Annotated in this window: 16 protein-coding genes; 9 read left to right on the top strand and 7 right to left on the bottom strand. The window is 61.2% G+C overall.

The annotated features are described in order from the left end of the window. Positions 1-38: 38 nt before the first annotated feature. The 7 genes from KI241_RS24045 (at position 39) to KI241_RS24015 (ending at position 5645) form a co-directional block, all read left to right on the top strand. Positions 39-620, top strand: a complete 582-nt coding sequence (locus KI241_RS24045) for a YjfI family protein (protein WP_123579635.1) — start codon at positions 39-41, stop codon at positions 618-620. Between the two features lie 22 nt (positions 621-642). Then, positions 643-1341: a PspA/IM30 family protein gene (locus tag KI241_RS24040; protein WP_042732433.1), complete on the top strand. Its 699-nt coding sequence runs from the start codon at positions 643-645 to the stop codon at positions 1339-1341. A gap of 286 nt (positions 1342-1627) precedes the next feature. Continuing rightward, a complete protein-coding gene (locus KI241_RS24035) occupies positions 1628-2662 on the top strand; it encodes an ion channel (RefSeq protein ID WP_042730578.1) in 1035 nt (344 codons plus the stop codon). Continuing rightward, a complete protein-coding gene (locus KI241_RS24030; protein WP_212803068.1) occupies positions 2649-3314 on the top strand; it encodes a DUF2491 family protein in 666 nt (221 codons plus the stop codon). Before KI241_RS24035 ends, KI241_RS24030 begins: the two co-directional genes overlap by 14 nt. 15 nt (positions 3315-3329) lie before the next feature. Then, positions 3330-3758: a DUF350 domain-containing protein gene (locus KI241_RS24025; protein ID WP_042730580.1), complete on the top strand. Its 429-nt coding sequence runs from the start codon at positions 3330-3332 to the stop codon at positions 3756-3758. A gap of 18 nt (positions 3759-3776) precedes the next feature. After that, positions 3777-4475: a DUF1190 domain-containing protein gene (locus KI241_RS24020; RefSeq protein ID WP_042730581.1), complete on the top strand. Its 699-nt coding sequence runs from the start codon at positions 3777-3779 to the stop codon at positions 4473-4475. Positions 4476-4487: 12 nt separating this feature from the next. Beyond that, on the top strand, positions 4488-5645 hold the full coding sequence (locus KI241_RS24015) for a glutathionylspermidine synthase family protein (RefSeq protein ID WP_042730582.1): 1158 nt from the start codon (positions 4488-4490) through the stop codon (positions 5643-5645). Between the two features lie 126 nt (positions 5646-5771). Here KI241_RS24015 and KI241_RS24010 read toward each other — a convergent pair whose 3' ends face one another. From KI241_RS24010 to KI241_RS23985, 6 genes are read right to left on the bottom strand one after another with little or no spacing between them, the layout of a single operon-like run. Continuing rightward, on the bottom strand, positions 5772-6704 hold the full coding sequence (locus tag KI241_RS24010; protein WP_042730583.1) for a phosphatidate cytidylyltransferase: 933 nt from the start codon (positions 6702-6704) through the stop codon (positions 5772-5774). Between the two features lies 1 nt (position 6705). Then, the gene (locus KI241_RS24005) at positions 6706-7326 is read right to left on the bottom strand and encodes a lysophospholipid acyltransferase family protein (protein ID WP_042730584.1); all 621 of its coding nucleotides are present in this window, start codon (positions 7324-7326) and stop codon (positions 6706-6708) included. Positions 7327-7335: 9 nt separating this feature from the next. Next, positions 7336-7788: a hypothetical protein gene (locus KI241_RS24000; protein WP_047736360.1), complete on the bottom strand. Its 453-nt coding sequence runs from the start codon at positions 7786-7788 to the stop codon at positions 7336-7338. After that, on the bottom strand, positions 7781-9115 hold the full coding sequence (locus KI241_RS23995; RefSeq protein ID WP_042730586.1) for a phosphatase PAP2/dual specificity phosphatase family protein: 1335 nt from the start codon (positions 9113-9115) through the stop codon (positions 7781-7783). The genes KI241_RS24000 and KI241_RS23995 overlap by 8 nt, the downstream gene beginning before the upstream one ends. Next, complete coding sequence (locus tag KI241_RS23990) at positions 9115-10872, bottom strand: bifunctional alpha/beta hydrolase/class I SAM-dependent methyltransferase (protein ID WP_212803067.1); 1758 nt, start codon at positions 10870-10872, stop codon at positions 9115-9117. The genes KI241_RS23995 and KI241_RS23990 overlap by 1 nt, the downstream gene beginning before the upstream one ends. 11 nt (positions 10873-10883) lie before the next feature. Then, entirely contained in the window at positions 10884-11507 is a 624-nt protein-coding gene (locus KI241_RS23985) for a CDP-alcohol phosphatidyltransferase family protein (protein ID WP_212803066.1), read from the bottom strand. 119 nt (positions 11508-11626) lie between these two features. Between KI241_RS23985 and KI241_RS23980 the strand changes: the two genes are divergently transcribed. Further along, a complete protein-coding gene (locus KI241_RS23980; RefSeq protein WP_212803065.1) occupies positions 11627-12799 on the top strand; it encodes a hypothetical protein in 1173 nt (390 codons plus the stop codon). A gap of 68 nt (positions 12800-12867) precedes the next feature. Here KI241_RS23980 and KI241_RS23975 read toward each other — a convergent pair whose 3' ends face one another. Further along, the gene (locus KI241_RS23975; protein ID WP_212802640.1) at positions 12868-14118 is read right to left on the bottom strand and encodes an IS256 family transposase; all 1251 of its coding nucleotides are present in this window, start codon (positions 14116-14118) and stop codon (positions 12868-12870) included. A gap of 511 nt (positions 14119-14629) precedes the next feature. On the opposite strand from KI241_RS23975, the gene KI241_RS23970 reads away from it, so the two are divergent. Then, complete coding sequence (locus tag KI241_RS23970; protein WP_212803064.1) at positions 14630-14989, top strand: DUF6124 family protein; 360 nt, start codon at positions 14630-14632, stop codon at positions 14987-14989. Positions 14990-15205: the final 216 nt, after the last annotated feature.

Raw genomic sequence — 15205 nt, 5'->3', positions numbered from 1 at the left:
GCTCCAAGCCTGCCGCGAAAAAACCGTCGAGCTTCTACATGAAGCAGATGCGCGCGGGCCTGAGTGCCGCCGGGTATGTGAAACATGAAACTTGGGTGCTTCCGGAAAACCGGAGCCTGCTCAAGCAGATGGAGAAACAGCTACGCCAGCCGATTCTGGCGGGCTCAATCATGACGGAGGATTACATGAGCGCAGGTAACAACTGGAACATCGATCGCCTCTACAGCGCCTTGCAGGCACTGGATGAAGTGGTTGCCAATGAAATCACCCTCTCCCTCGTCCAAGGCTCCGAGTCCAGCATCAAGCTGGAGATGAACGACTTCGGGGGCCTGCCCATCTACATCGCGGTGGTGGGCGACCAGATCATCGTCGATACCGTCCTGGTGGACATCGAGTCGATCAACGACGTAACGGCCTTCAACGACGCCGTCCTGCGCAGTCGGGAAATGTTCCCGCTGTCCTCGATCGGCATCGAGACCATGCCCAACGGGCAAGTCGTCTACAACATGTTTGGTGCGCTGAGCGCAGGGTCCAACCTGACCAACGTCGTCACCGAGGTCAAGACCCTGGTCGACAACGTCCAGCGTGCCAGCGAAGCCTTCGAACGCTTCTTCATCTAATTCGCCGACAGGAACCTATCCAATGACTCAGTCCATCTGGAGCAAATTGTTCACCGCGCTGCGTGGCGGTGCCAGCGAAGTCGGCGAAGCGATCGTCGATCAACAGGCCCTGCGCATCCTCGATCAGGAAATCCGCGACGCCGACACCGCGCTGGCCAACGCCCGGCGCGAGCTGGTCACCATCATGGCCAAGCACAAGCTGGCGACCGACCGTGTCGGCGAATACAACGCCAAGATCAAGGACCTGGAGTCCAAGGCCCTGGCCGCGATCCAGGCCAACCGTGAAGACTTGGCGCTGGAAGTGGCCGAGGCCATTTCGACCCTGACCAACGAACTGGACGTCGAGCAGAAGCAGGCGGCCGAATTCGGTGGCTATGCCGAGAACATGCGCAAGGACATCACCAAGGCCGAAAGCCGGATCAAGAGCCTGCGCCAGCAAGTGGACATGGCCAAGGCCCGGGAAAGCGTGCAGAAGGCCCAGGTCAGTGCCTCCATCGCCAGCGGCGGTGCCAACGGCAAGCTGGAAACCGCCGTCGGCACGTTGAATCGCCTGCAAGCCAAGCAGCAGCAGCGTGCGGCTGAGCTGCAAGCCCAGGACGAACTGGCCGATGCCTCCACCGGCACCGACCTGGAGCGCAAGCTGCGCGAGGCCGGCATCACCCCGAACGAAGGCAGCGCCAATGCGATCCTGGAACGCCTGAAGAAAAAATCGGCGGAGTAATCTGTTCGGGCTGAACAACCAAGGCAGGCCGAGCACAAAACCTGTGGCGAGGGAGCTTGCTCCCGCTGGACTGCGCGGCAGTCCCATTCTTTGGGGCTGCTTCGCGCCCCAGCGGGAGCCAGCTCCCTCGCCACAATCGTGTCCGGCGCTCCTGGATGTAATTGTGACGCAGTACTTTTATCCACGCTTCGCAACAGGTTTAATGCTGTCCGGTCACTACGCTCAGGCATTCACCCGCCAGCGCGATGACGTCGCCAGGAATCAGCCCCACGGAGTCAGGGACACGATGTCTATTTTCCTTTTATTGCGTGCCTACGCATCGTCGTTCTTCCAGCGCTTCGGCTGGGCCGGCCTGGTCATGGCCGTGGGCGTGCACCTGGCCACGGCCTGGATCGGCCTGGTGTTGCTGGGCGAGCAGCACCTGATCGCCGCCGCCACGTTTATCTATTTCTATCTCACCACCACGCTCACCGTCGGCTACGGCGACCTGTCGCCACAGACCGCGGCGGGGCGGATTTTCGTTGCGACCTGGGTCATGCTCGGCGGCATCGCGCTGCTGACGGCGGCCATCGGCAAGACCACCAGCAGCGTCATCGATGTATGGAGAAAAGGCATGAAGGGCAAGGGCGATTTCACCGGCACCGTCGGACACACCGTTCTCATCGGCTGGGAAGGGGCCTCCAGCGAGCGGGTCATTGAGTTGCTGCTGCAGGACGAAACGTCCAACGACAACCTGATCGTCATTTGCGACTGCGACCTCGAAGAAAACCCCATGCCCGGCCAGGCGTCCTTCATCAAGGGCGATAGCCTGTCCTCCGTCGCACTGTTGCGGCGCGCCGGCGTGCCCGGTGCCGAGCGCGTCCTGGTCCGCACCCACTCCGACGACCTGACCCTCGCCACGGTGCTGGCGGTCAACCAGCTCGGCCCGGCCGGGCATGTGGTCGCCCACTTCAACGACAGCGAAATCGCCGCCCTCGCCAGCGCCTACGCGCCCAGCCTGGAATGCACGTCGAGCATGGCGATTGAAATGCTGGTGCGCGCCTCCCAGGACCCGGGCTCGTCCGTGATCATCAACGAGTTGCTGTGCGTGGGCCAGGGCGCCACCCAGTACCTGATGAAACTGCCCGAACGTTTCGAAACCACGTTCGGCGAGCTGTACACGCGGATGAAAGAGCAACATAACGCTACGCTGATCGGTTACCGCGCCATCGGTGCCCAGCACCCGTCGATCAACCCGCCCGGCGCCACGCGCGTCGAGGGTGGCGAACTCTTCTACATTGCTTCCACACGTCTCAAGGACATCTCCAATGGGATGGTTTAAACAGTTGATGGGGCTCGAAGCCCCGAACGCGAACAGCAACACCACAAGCGCGGCCCTGCCTGCCAACGGGCCGCTGGGGTTGGCCTGCGGCAAGGGCGTGATGTTCGACAGCACGCTGAAGTTGCTGCTCGACGGCAACAGCGCCGTGATCATCCCAGGCGCCCAGGAAATCTGGAGCATGGGCGTCGTCGACCTGGGTCAGTCGAACTGGCTGGCGCGTTTCTACATGAACGACGAAGACTACTGGCTGCAAGTGCACACCAGTGGCGCGGTGGATGGGCAGGTCGAATCGGTGATCCTGTTCAACTACGTAAGCTACGTCACGGTTAACAGCGAAGCCGAGCTGCGTCGGTTGGCCGGCCCCCAGAGCTTGATCGGCCTGCCGACCTACACCCATGACGGCGTCGAATACACCCGCGAATGGGGCACCGAGGACGGCCAGACCGAGCTGGTGGCGTTGAGCGAACGCGTGAGCAACCCGGATGAGTCCTACACCGTCGAGCACCGTTCGATGCTGTACGCCCGCGACACCGGCCTGACGGATCGTCGCGAGTTCCTGTTGTTCTCCGTCGAGGAAGACGCCGAAGGGACGATCAGCCTGAGTACTTCGCTGGGCATTTCGCTGTACACCACAGACCTGCACACCATTTGAATAAGGAAGACGTCCATGTTTGAAGCACTCTCCATTTCCCTGAACAAAGCCGCCGTGTTCGGCTTCGTTCTGTACATCCTCGGCGCCGCCGTGTTGTTCGCGCTGTTCCAGTTCATCTACATCCACGTCACGCCGCACAAGGAGTTCGAACTGATCCGCTCGGGTAACGTGGCCGCCGCCATCGCCCTGGGTGGCGCGCTCATCGGCTTCGCCATCCCGGCCAGTAATGTGATTGCCTACTCGGTCAGCCTGCTCGATTTCATCGTCTGGGCAGTGATAGCCGCGTTCGTCCAGTTGCTGGCCTTCCTGGTGACCAGCCTGGTGCTCAAGGGCGCTTCAGCGCGCATCAAGCAGGGCGAAATCGCCGCTGGTATTTACATCGCCGCGGTGGCCATCAGCGTCGGCCTGTTGAACGCCGCGTGCATGACGCCTTCCACGAACTGATTGCGCCAGGAGCCTGCGATGAAACGAAGCAAGTACGTTCAGCTTTCGCTGGCCGCATCGGTCGCCATGGCGATATCCGGTTGCGGGCCGACGGAAAAAACCTACCAGTTGCAGAAAAAATACAACTTCCAGTCCGTGCAACAGTGTGTCGATGAAAAGCTGCCGGTGGATGTCTGTTCCGACGCCTTCATGAACGCCATGGCCGAGCATCGCCGCATTGCGCCGGTGTACGACAACCGCGCCGATTGCGATGCCGACTTCGTCGCCGACTGGTGCCAGCTGGACTCGAACGGCAAGTTCATCCCCAAGCTGGGCGGTTTCGAGTTGAGCGCCGATGGCGAGGTCACCCAATCCCAGGTGGACGCGGCCAGGGCCCAACTGCCAGCCTCGGAAGCGAACACGGGCGGCTCGGGCTTCAGTAACCTGCTGACCGGGCTGTTGATCGGCAACATGCTGAGCAGCAACCGCAACAGCTATTACTCCGAGCCGGTCTACCGCTACCGCGATGATCGCGGTGACTACGGGTCCTCGACGCTGTCCCAGCGGGTTTCCAGGGGCTCGACCTTCACCAAGTCCAACCAGGCGCGCTACGGCGGCTACACCGATTCGATTCGCACCAGCAAGCCGATTTCCGTGGCGTCCTCCACCTCCCGTGGCGGCTTCGGCAGCAAGGCCAGCGCCCGCAGCGGGTGGGGCGGTTCGAGCTCCGGCGGCTGAGGAGCGAAGGTCATGAAGAAGATCCATTGCGTCGAGCGGCATGACTGGAAGCAGACGGCCGAGCGTCTCGGCTTTCTGTTCCACACCATCGACGGCGAACCCTACTGGGACGAAAGCGCGTACTACCAGTTCACGCTCAAACAGATCGAGGACGACCTCGAAGACCCCACCACCGAGCTCCATGACATGTGCATGGACCTTGTCGCCCGCGTGGTGCAGAGCGAGCAAATGCTGGAGCGCCTGAGCATTCCCCCGGCGTTTTTCGACATGGTCCGCACGTCATGGCTCGAAGGCCATCCGCACCTGTATGGGCGCATGGATTTCTCCTACAACGGCAATGGCCCCGCCAAGCTGCTGGAGCTCAACTACGACACGCCGACCAGCCTCTACGAGGCGGCGGCGTTCCAGTGGGGCTGGCTGGAGCAATGCATCGAGCGCGGCCTGCTGCCCCAGCATGTCGACCAGTTCAACAGCATCGACACCAAGCTGCACCAGGCGTTTGCCCAATTGCAGCTCACCCAGCCGTTCTACTTTGCCTCGATGAAGGATTCGGTCGAGGACAAGGGCACCACCGATTACTTGCGCCTCATTGCGGAGGCCGTCGGCATCGAGTCGCGGCACATCGACATCGAAGACATCGGCCTGAACAGTGAAGGCCGTTTCGTCGACTTGCAGGAGCGTTGGATTCCCCATCTGTTCAAGCTGCACGCCTGGGAATTCATCTTCCACGAGCCTTTTGGCGCGGCGATCGCCCAGAGCGACACGCAGTTTTTCGAACCGGCCTGGAAATCGATCATTTCCAACAAGGGCATCCTGCCGCTGTTGTGGGAGTTCAACAAAGGTCACCCGAACCTGCTCGAGTCCCACCTGGACCCCAACCCCGGCACCCCTGTGCCCAAGGGCTGGGTGCGCAAGCCGTTCTTTTCCCGGGAAGGCGCCAACATTGAACTGCAGACGGCCGATGGCCTGGTGGTCAAGGAAGACGGCCCCTACACCGACGCACCGTTCATCCTCCAGCAGCTCGCGCCCCTGCCGCGCTTCGGCGACAGCTACACGCTGATTGGCTCCTGGGTCATCGGCGACCAGGCGGCCGGCATTGGCGTGCGCGAAGACAACAGCCTGATCACCAAGGATTCCAGCCGGTTCTTGCCGCACCTGATTCTGGATTGATTGCCGCAGCGTGAAGTGCAACGGAGCTTTTGTGGGAGCGGGCTCGCTCGCGAAGACGATGTGACAAGCAACATCAATGTTGACTGTACCGCCGCCTTCGCGAGCAAGCCCGCTCTCACAGATTGCTCAAGTCCACCAGTACCGCACCAGGTGAAAGAAGATCGGCGCGGCAAAACACACCGAGTCCAACCGGTCGAGCATGCCGCCGTGGCCTTCGATCATGTGGCCCCAGTCCTTGACGCCGCGGTCGCGCTTGATCGCCGACATGACGATGCCGCCGGCAAAACCCAGCAGGTTGATCAGCAACGCGATCAGGAACGACTGCCAGGGATTGAACGGGGTGATCCACCACAGCGCGCCACCGATCAGCGAAGCCAGGAAGATCCCGCCGGCAAAGCCCTCGACGGTTTTCGACGGGGACAGGTTGGGGGCGATCTTGTGCTTGCCGAACAGCTTGCCGCACACGTACTGCAGCACGTCCGACAGTTGCACCACGATCACCAGGTACGCGATCAGTAACAGGTTGCGGCCTTCGAAACCGGCGATGTCCAGGGTCAGCAGCGCCGGCACGAACGAGATGCAGAACACCGCGATCATCAACCCCCACTGCACCTTGGAAGCGCGCTCCAGAAAGTGCGTGCTGTCGCCACCCAGGGACGCCAGGATCGGCAGCAGCAGGAACACGTAGACCGGGATGAAAATCGAAAACAGCCCGTACCAGTCGTAGTAGATCAACAGGTATTGCAGCGGCAGCGCCAGGTAGAACGCGGCCACCAGCGCCGGGTAGTCACTGCGCCGGGTCGGCGTCAGGGTGAGGAATTCGCGCAGGGCGTAGAACGACACGGCATAGAACAACAGGATCACCGCCGCATTGCCGAGCCAGAACGCGACGCCGATCACCAGCACCATGATCCACCAGGCGTTGATCCGCGCGTTGAGGTTGTCGATGACCGAGTTCGGCGTGCCGCGGGTCTTGAGCTTGAGAATGAAACCGATCAGCGAAGCCAGCACCAGGATGGCGCCAATCCCGCTGAACAACATCACGGTATATCGATCCATGTCAGACGTGCTCCGGGGCCAGTGCCAGCAGGGCGGCACGGCTGCGTTCAAGAAATTGCTCTTTGCTTTCACCCTCTTCGATGCTCAGTGGCGCACCGAAACTGGTGGTGCACAACAGCGGCAGCGGCAGCATTCGGCCCTTGGGCATGACGCGGTTGAGGTTGGCGATCCACACCGGGATCACCTCGACCTCGGGGTGGCTTTTCATCAGGTGGTAGATCCCGCTCTTGAAGGGCAGCAAGCCTTCTTCCGGGTTGCGCGTGCCCTCGGGGAAGATGATCAGCGAGTCGCCGTTTTCCAAGGCTTCGAGCATCGGTTGCAAGGGGTTGTAGGAAGGGTCCTTGCGTTCGCGGTCCACCAGCACACCGTTGAACACCCGGTTGATGATGTAGCGACGCAAGGGGCTCTTCTGCCAGTAGTCGGAGCCCGCCACGGGCCGGGTCAGCTTGCGCAGCGCCGGCGGCAGCGAGGCCCAGAGCAGCACGAAGTCGCCGTGGCTGCTGTGGTTGGCGAAGTAGATCCGCTGTACCGGTCGCGGCGAACTGCCGAGCCACAGGCTGCGGGCGCCGGTGACCATGCGGGCGGCGGAGGTGATGAGATTGGCAACCACGGGTTCGAACATGAGGATTCCTTATCCTGAAAAAGCTAACCAAGGGCTGGCCAGGATGAAGCCCAGCGTCCAGACAACTTGTGCCGCCAGCAGCAGCGACTGCCTGCGCAGCAGCCGCAGAGCGCCGAGGCTGCGTTCGGTCCAGGGGCGGCCGGCGCGTTCGGCCGGTTGCAGGCCGAGCGTATTGAGGGCCTGGTCCAGCGCCTGGGTGCGTTCGGCCAACGGTTGCTGATCGTCGGCCATGCGCTGGAACAGATCGGCATCGAACGCCACCCGCAGCGCCCAGTATTTTTGCAGCACGCCGAGGCTGAACAGCACGCCGCTGAACAGCAGCAGCCACGGATTGACGTTGCCCAGCAGCCATTGCCCCAGCCCCAGCAGCGCGGCCAACAGGGTCAGGCCGGTGGAGAACTGATCCAGGCAATGGCCCCGGCGCAGCAGGCTCGCCACGGTGTGCAGCTGCAGGTCACTCATGGGGCGCGCCTTGGCGTAGCGGTTCCAGTGCCTGGCGATGAGCCCGATGCAGGACGATGCGTGGGCGAACGCGCTGGATCTGCACGATCGCGGCGTCCACGTTCGCCGCCCGGCCGCTGTGCAGCAACCAGGCGATCACGGCCGTGGCGCTGCGCGAATAGCCCAAGGCGCAGCAGACCAGCACCGGCCCGTGTTGACGCAGGCTGTCGATGGCCTGCGCGGCTCCCAGGCATTGTTCGGTGGTGGGCGCCGTGAGGTCGAGCACCGGCAGCGAGCGATAGGCGATGGCGTGGCTGTCCATGGACAATTCGGCGCTGAGATCGAGCACCCCGGCAAACGCGCTGTCCTGCAGTTCCAGTGGCGTCGGGACGCGCCCCAGCCAGACGTTATCGGTCACGTGGTCCGGTTGCGGATGCTGGCGTGTCCACCAACGGGAATTGACCCAGGCCGCCGCCAGGTAGGGCGCCAGCAACCAGCGCACCGCCGGGCTCAACCGGCCATCGGCGCGCTTCTGAAAACCATCGGCGCCCAACAACAGATAATTCAGCGCCACCAGCAGCACCGCCACCGCCGGCCAGATCAACCACAGCCACGCGCCGCCCCAGGCGAACGCCGGGACGCACAACGCCGCCGCGCCCACGCCGTAACGCAAGGCCAGTTGCAAGCGGCTGCGGTCGGTGGTCAGGCGAGCGCTTTGCAGCGGGCTCGGCCGGTCCAGTGGCCACAGCCAGACACACAGCCAACCGGCCAGCGCGCCCGTCGGCACATCGACGAAGTGATGCTGGTAAGTGGTCAGCACCGACACCCCGATCAGCGCGAACCAGCCGTGCATCAGCCAGCGCCAGGCACCCTGCAAGTGCCGCTGGTAGCAGACCCAGAGAATCACCAGCAAGGCAATGTGCAGCGACGGCGCCTGGTTGAACGGCTTGTCGAAGCCGGCCAGCACGTCGAACAGCCAGCCGAATACGCCGTCCATTTCCGGCCGAGGGAAGGTGAAGCGCAACGGCCAGATCAGGAAGCAACTGACGGCGATTGCCTGCGCCGTGAGCAGGCGCAACGCGTGGCGCTTGAGTTCCGCGCGGCTGGTGGGCAGCAACAGCGACAGGCCGTAAAGCAGGTCGATCGACCAGTAAGGCACGATGGTCCAGGCCCAAAATGGCATGTGGCTTTCCCAGCCGAACACCAGGCTGCCGACGTCGTCACGCTGGGAGGTGACCCAGGTGGCGAAGCCGTAGGTGCTGAAGAACAGCGGGGCGAGCAGCAGTAGCCAGCACACCGCCGGTTTCAGCAGGCCGGGCTCGCGAGGCGGGGCGATGACAGCGCTCATCACTGCACGCGCTGCGCCAGCGAAACGCTGAAGATGCCCCACTCATCGACCCGCAGGGTGATCTTGCGGAAACCCGCCGCTTCCACCAGTTGGTCCATCTCGGCCTGGCTGCGTCGACGCATCACCCAGGCCTGGCCAGCGCGGTGGCTGGTGAGGGCGCGGGCGATCAGCTCCAGTTGCGGGTGCCACGGCTGGCCGGTGTAGACCAGGAAACCACCGGGCTCCACGGCTTCGGCCAGGCCGGCGAGAGAACCGCCGACCATCTGGTTGTCGGCAAACAACTCGTACAGGCCGGACACCACTGCGAGGGTCGGCTTGGGGTCCAGGGCCGCGAGGTCCTGGCGGTCGAAGGCATCGCCCTTGACGAAGCGCGCGATCTCGCCCAGGCCTTTTTCGACGATCAGCGCGCTGCCGTCGCGCACGTTGATGTCGCTGTAGTCACGCAGCAGGATCGACTCCGGCAGCGGGCTGACGCCTTGCAGTGCCTCGAGAATGTAGCGGCCATGACCGGCCGCGATGTCGACGATGCGTACCTCGCGATTCTCATCGCGCAACTTGCCCATCGCCAGGCGCAGCAACTCCTCGACGTTCAGCTTGCGCTGGCGAATGCCGCGCCAGCCGATGGAGTTCAGGTAGTTCTGGTCGATCATCCTGCCGATCGGCGAGGTGCCGGTGGGGCGGTTGCGGTATACGTAGTCCAGCGTGCTGCCGGAATCGAACCCGGTGTCGAACCCCAGCTTCACCCCGGCCGACAGTTTGCTGCCAAAGCGCATGCTGGCGCGGGTCATGCGCCAGTACAGGTCGCGCGGCGAATTGTGGGGCAGGGGGGTTGCCAGGGCTTCGGACTCGGCGCAGGTCGCGCCGATGCGGTCCGCATCCAGCAAGGAGGGGCGGTCCAGCGGGCGGGCAAAATTCTGCAGGATGAAGCGGCGGGCGCTGGCGACGGCCGGCGCGCGGTGCTTCTCGCCCAGGGTGTCGTGGAAGAACCCCGGCAGGATGTGTTTTTCCTTGTGCACGCTGCCCAGCCGTTCGAAGAACTGCTCCTGGGGTTTGCGATGCACGACGAAGTCGGAGCCGGAGATCAGCAACTGCGTCGGCACCTGGATCGCCTGGGCGTCGGCCACCACGCGATCGGCGGCTTCGTACAGGCCCAGCAGCACGTTCACCGAAATCGCCTTGGTGATCAGTGGGTCGTTGTCGTAGGACGCCACCCGCTCTGGATCATGGCTGAGGAACTTGGCCTTGACGTAACTGTTGACGAAGAAATTGCCGCGAAACTTGCGCATCAGCGCCAGCCCCGGACGGGCGAACGGCACGTAGAGCTTCACTTTGAATGCCGGCGAGGCCAGCACCAGCGAGCGAATGCGCGGCGCGTAGTCGTGGACCCAGGTGGAGGCGATCACCGCGCCGACGCTTTGCGCCACCACGGCGATGTTCTGTTCGTCGATCTGGTGCGTTGCGCCGATGTGGTCGCAGAAGGTCTGCACATCCCGCGCGCTGGTGGCGAAACTCGGGCTGTCGCCCCGTGCGCCGGGCGACTGGCCGTGGCCCCGTGCGTCCCAGGCGAAAAACTCGAAGCCGGGCAGATCCAGTTCATCCACCAGGTGCGCGATGCGCCCGGAGTGCTCATGACCCCGGTGAAACAACAGCACGGCCTTGCGGGGTTCACCCGGGTCCGCGGCCACGGCCGGCCAGTGCCGGTAGAACAACTCCACGCCGTCATGGGTGGTGAATGTCCGGTCTTGAGCTTCGCGCATTGCAAGTTCCTTTATGCTGAGGGAGCGTTTTCCTTCACTTGGCCCAGGCCACGACGGACCCGGTTGACCAAGGTATAAACCAGCAGGGCGGCAACCACCGCCATCACACCGTTGACCCACGCGGCGCCGAGCCAGCCTAACGCTATGCCGGTCGCCAGCACGCCAAGCGCAAAGGCCCGGTCACTTTTGCCCATGGGCCCGTCATAGCGCCGCGAAGCCCCGACCATCGCCCCCAGCACACCGGCGTATTCACTGAACAACGCCAGCAGCGTGACCCCCAACACCAACAGCAGGCTGGCATCGGGAAGCAGGGCGAAAGGCAGGATCAGGGCAGCGTCGGCGATGATATCGCATAGCTCATTGAGGTAGGCGCCCAGATGCGATTGCTGGCCAAACTCCCGCGCCAGCATGCCGTCCACGGCGTTCAGGGCCATGCGCAGGAACATCCACGCGGGGACCAGCGCAAACACCCACGGATGGCTGGCAAACCAGGCGACCACCACCCCCACCAGCACGGAAACCACACCGGCCAGCAGCGTGACCTGGTTCGCCGTGACGCCCTTGTCGTAGAGCCGTTGGACGGTAGGGCGCAGCAGGTTCTGGAAGGCGGGCTTGAGCTGGTAAATGGAAGGCATCGGGGCGGGATCTCGGGCCGGTGGCGGGCGTGAAGGATTCAGGTGCGAGATTACGATAGGTTGAGGGGTTGCTGGTGGGTATTTGTTGGGAATGCGTGCGGGTAGGCATCTAGGACGCAATGAGTCGCCAGATTTTAGTGGTGCATGAGAAGTCATCCAGTCGAGGTGGTTTGTTTGAATGCGTTGGCTCACCTAAGCTGAATTTTCCTGGACATGCGCCAAGTGCCTTAACGCACCATGCGGCCATCCGGCTTGCGGCACCGCTCAGCAGCCAGGGGGAGGAAAGGATGCCAAACGTGCTAGTGGTGATCTGGGACTTCGATACGCGCAGATTACGAATCCCGGTCAGGGATAGCCTTGTCCACATACACAACAGGATTGGAGCCCTGGAGCACATGGCGACAACAATATTCGCCGCTAATGTCGTTCAGCATCAATTGGATTACTGTCTGGCTGTCGCCCCCGAATACTTCTTTTCCAAGGAAAAACCTGTTTCGTTTCTTTCGGAAGAAGAAAAGGAAATCATCCGGGCTGCATGGGTTGATGTCTCAAATAGAAACCCGACGCTGATACTGGTCCCGGGTACGACACTGTGGTCCAAATCAATGGTACGACCCGATTCCAGGATGTTGAAAAGGGAGACGGGGGAGTTGAAATCCTTGGGGCAAGCCAGGGATATCAACAAGGTTAAATATGGTGCGGAAATGGACGCGGTGGTGGACGAAATACCGCAGAGGGATCGCCTGAACAAGGGGGTTTATGGCGATTACGCAAGGTCTACGAAAGCGGTCATCACCGATATGGGATCAAAAGGCGCGAGAACCGCACATGGAATCGTCAGGAATACCGGTTTCATCATCTGGCAAGGAAACGTTTTTTATCAGCATAAACGCTACCCCAACATAGGAAATGAAGGACTGGAAGAGTTGTATGGGGCGGAGTTATGGTTCGACAAGATATTCATGCCAGGCGGTTATCGAGAAACCCCTGCTGTTCATGGGCTGCAAATCGCTTTGGAAATATGTGCAGAACACTTTGTGGGCGCAACGATCCTGCATAAGAACAACGTACTGGATTTTCATGTCCTGGTCTCGGCCAGCATCGAGCTCGAAAAAAAACGCGTGGGTGTAAAACACGGAGGGTATGTCGTTCACGCTGATTCAAATGGCAGCTCAGTGTACCGACGTGAAGGCATGGAGTTGGTTCGACTCCAAGCCATCGATCAACGACCCGTAAACTTGATGGGCGTTGCAGCCGGGGGTGCCAGGAGTTTTGTTTGCCCTATTGCGTAGACCGAGCGGGACTGTCAGATTTTTTGTGTTCGGGCCGGTAGCGGCCTGCCGTCAGGCAGGCCTTGATTTCACCAGGTCGGCCTGATGAACCGATCTCCGTACAGAATCGCAAATTGATTCATTGCACTTTTCCAATCATGCGCCGCCGAGCCCCAGTTTGCTGTGATGTTGCGCAGCCCCAGCCAGATCAGTTTGGTTGCAGCGTCGTCGCTCGGAAAGTGACCACGGGTCTTGATGATCTTGCGTAGCTGAGCGTTGATGCTCTCGATGGCATTGGTGGTGTAGATCACCTTGCGGATCGCGGGCGGGAAAACAAAAAATGGAATCACTCGATCCCACGCCCGTCGCCAGGCCGCCACAACCGTTGGATATTGCTTGCCCCAGGGCCCGCGCTCAAATTCATCCAGAGCCTGTTCCGCCGCTTGTACATTGATGGCCTGATAGATCGGTTTGAGGGCCTTGGCCAGTTCTCGACGCTTGTCCCAGGCCGCATAATCAAGGCTGTTGCGGATCAGATGCACGATGCAGGTCTGCAATGTTGTTTCCGGAAATACCGCGCTGAGGGCCTCTGGCATGCCTTTTAGGCCATCGGTTACGGCAATCAGCACGTCCTCGACGCCGCGCGTCTTGAGGTCGTTGAATACCTTCATCCAGAACTTTGCCCCTTCGGTGTTCTCGATCCAGATACCCAGGATGTCGCGTGTCCCGTCGGGTAAAACGCCCAGCGCCAAGTAAATCGCTTTGTTGCGAACCAGACCTTCTTCGCGAATTTTGACCCGCAGAGCATCAAAGAAAATGACCGGATACATCGGCTCTAGGGGACGCTGTTGCCAAGCGCCAATCTCTTCCATCACCTCGTCGGTCACGGAGCTGATGAAGTCAGGCGAAACATCCGTCCCGTACTGCTCGGAAAGAAACGCCCGGATCTCTCTGACCGTCATCCCACGGGCATACATGGCGATGATCTTGTCGTCGAAACCGGTGTAACGGCGCTCATGCTTGGGAATAAGAATGGGCGAAAAACTGCCCTCTCGATCACGCGGGATATCCAGCCGGAGCGGGCCATCACCGGTCAGCACCGTCTTACCGCTCTTGCCATTGCGCTGGTTGGTTTCATCCTCTGGACGCTGCGCGCCCGGAGGATAGCCCAGGTGATGGCCCAGCTCAGCGCTCAGGGCACGCTCGATCAGCGCCTTCTTGAACGCCGCAGAGGCCTCTTCGATGGCCTCCGCGGTCATCAGCGGGGCGGCGGAAAACTGCTCAAGAAGCTCTTTCGGGACTTTCGGTAATTCTCGAAGCGGTTTCTTTTTGGTTGGCATACATGCACCTCTTACTCATGTTATGCCCGAACACAAAATTTCTGACACCCTCACCGAGCCGGATCAGGCACATCAAACCAACAGATTCACCGCCATAGCAGGCATCCGCGCCCCCACTGTGGGAGTGAGCCAGCTCGCGATAACGGCTCATCAGCCACATCCTGACCAGCTGTTTATCGTGATTCCACGAGGCTAGCCCCGACCGACATCGCCTTGCGCTATTGCCTACAACTACGCCAGAATCCGCCGGCTTGTGCACCTTGGAGGGCGTCGGTAGTTTGAGTCCTATCACTGAGCATCAGTGATCGGGTTTAGTCGCCCGTTTCAACCTAAGGCGTACCAAGTCCCGTCGGACAGGCTGTGCTGTTCCTGTATTGATGGTGGCTGTGCGTAGGGCGCCCCCGGGCGCGCCGGGATTCTTAGGTTCACCGGTCGACTAACCTGCGCACAGCTGCCGCCCTCTCGTTTAGTCGCGAGGTGGTAGCAGCATCACTTATAGGAACCTAAGTCGATGGCAAAAATTACACCCAACCCTCCGACCGCAGATGAGCATGTATCTCGCGCTCAGTCTGCTCGTAACAATAAGCTTGATGACGCTGCCAACCGGGCATTGGATTACCACCTGAAGCCTACGCCGAAGGACGAAACGCCTGACAAGCCCGGCACCATCTTCTGTATCGCACCGGATGTTGATTCGGAATGTCTGCTGGCTAATCTCAGTGAAAACCTGGCTTCGGCCAATGCCATGATCAGTGATTTGGCGTTTGGTCTTGAGGGATCACGACGGCATTTTGCGTTGGGGATTTTGCAGGTGATTGAGGTGAGTGAGCTGCTGGCGAATCGGGCTTTGGATATTGTTGAGGTGAGGTAACAAGGGCCGCGCTCACCCCAGGTATGAAAAAAGGTCTTGCTCGGCAAGACCTTTTTTGTAGGCGAAGGGTTGTCAAACGCTAACAGGGTAATTATGCAAGTACCCCTTGCACAAATCCGCAGCGTTACTCCAGGAAAGGCCAAGTCGACTATCAAAGAGCACATCAAGAACGTTTTCGAGCAAGGCGTGCTGGTGCCGGAGGCGGTGATGAGAAAT

Source organism: Pseudomonas sp. Cab53 (assembly GCF_018325965.1).
Classification (GTDB): domain Bacteria; phylum Pseudomonadota; class Gammaproteobacteria; order Pseudomonadales; family Pseudomonadaceae; genus Aquipseudomonas; species Aquipseudomonas chlororaphis_E.
Note: the sequence above shows the minus strand (reverse complement) of the source record. Positions and strands in the feature narration are given on the sequence as shown.

What these genes read in the sequence shown, in the direction of transcription:
- KI241_RS24045 (WP_123579635.1), top strand. Translation starts at nt 39, where the DNA reads ATGAAGCAGATGCGCGCGGGCCTGAGTGCCGCCGGGTATGTGAAACAT.
- KI241_RS24040 (WP_042732433.1), top strand. Translation starts at nt 643, where the DNA reads ATGACTCAGTCCATCTGGAGCAAATTGTTCACCGCGCTGCGTGGCGGT.
- KI241_RS24035 (WP_042730578.1), top strand. Translation starts at nt 1,628, where the DNA reads ATGTCTATTTTCCTTTTATTGCGTGCCTACGCATCGTCGTTCTTCCAG.
- KI241_RS24030 (WP_212803068.1), top strand. Translation starts at nt 2,649, where the DNA reads ATGGGATGGTTTAAACAGTTGATGGGGCTCGAAGCCCCGAACGCGAAC.
- KI241_RS24025 (WP_042730580.1), top strand. Translation starts at nt 3,330, where the DNA reads ATGTTTGAAGCACTCTCCATTTCCCTGAACAAAGCCGCCGTGTTCGGC.
- KI241_RS24020 (WP_042730581.1), top strand. Translation starts at nt 3,777, where the DNA reads ATGAAACGAAGCAAGTACGTTCAGCTTTCGCTGGCCGCATCGGTCGCC.
- KI241_RS24015 (WP_042730582.1), top strand. Translation starts at nt 4,488, where the DNA reads ATGAAGAAGATCCATTGCGTCGAGCGGCATGACTGGAAGCAGACGGCC.
- KI241_RS24010 (WP_042730583.1), bottom strand. Translation starts at nt 6,704, where the DNA reads ATGGATCGATATACCGTGATGTTGTTCAGCGGGATTGGCGCCATCCTG.
- KI241_RS24005 (WP_042730584.1), bottom strand. Translation starts at nt 7,326, where the DNA reads ATGTTCGAACCCGTGGTTGCCAATCTCATCACCTCCGCCGCCCGCATG.
- KI241_RS24000 (WP_047736360.1), bottom strand. Translation starts at nt 7,788, where the DNA reads ATGAGTGACCTGCAGCTGCACACCGTGGCGAGCCTGCTGCGCCGGGGC.
- KI241_RS23995 (WP_042730586.1), bottom strand. Translation starts at nt 9,115, where the DNA reads ATGAGCGCTGTCATCGCCCCGCCTCGCGAGCCCGGCCTGCTGAAACCG.
- KI241_RS23990 (WP_212803067.1), bottom strand. Translation starts at nt 10,872, where the DNA reads ATGCGCGAAGCTCAAGACCGGACATTCACCACCCATGACGGCGTGGAG.
- KI241_RS23985 (WP_212803066.1), bottom strand. Translation starts at nt 11,507, where the DNA reads ATGCCTTCCATTTACCAGCTCAAGCCCGCCTTCCAGAACCTGCTGCGC.
- KI241_RS23980 (WP_212803065.1), top strand. Translation starts at nt 11,627, where the DNA reads ATGAGTCGCCAGATTTTAGTGGTGCATGAGAAGTCATCCAGTCGAGGT.
- KI241_RS23975 (WP_212802640.1), bottom strand. Translation starts at nt 14,118, where the DNA reads ATGCCAACCAAAAAGAAACCGCTTCGAGAATTACCGAAAGTCCCGAAA.
- KI241_RS23970 (WP_212803064.1), top strand. Translation starts at nt 14,630, where the DNA reads ATGGCAAAAATTACACCCAACCCTCCGACCGCAGATGAGCATGTATCT.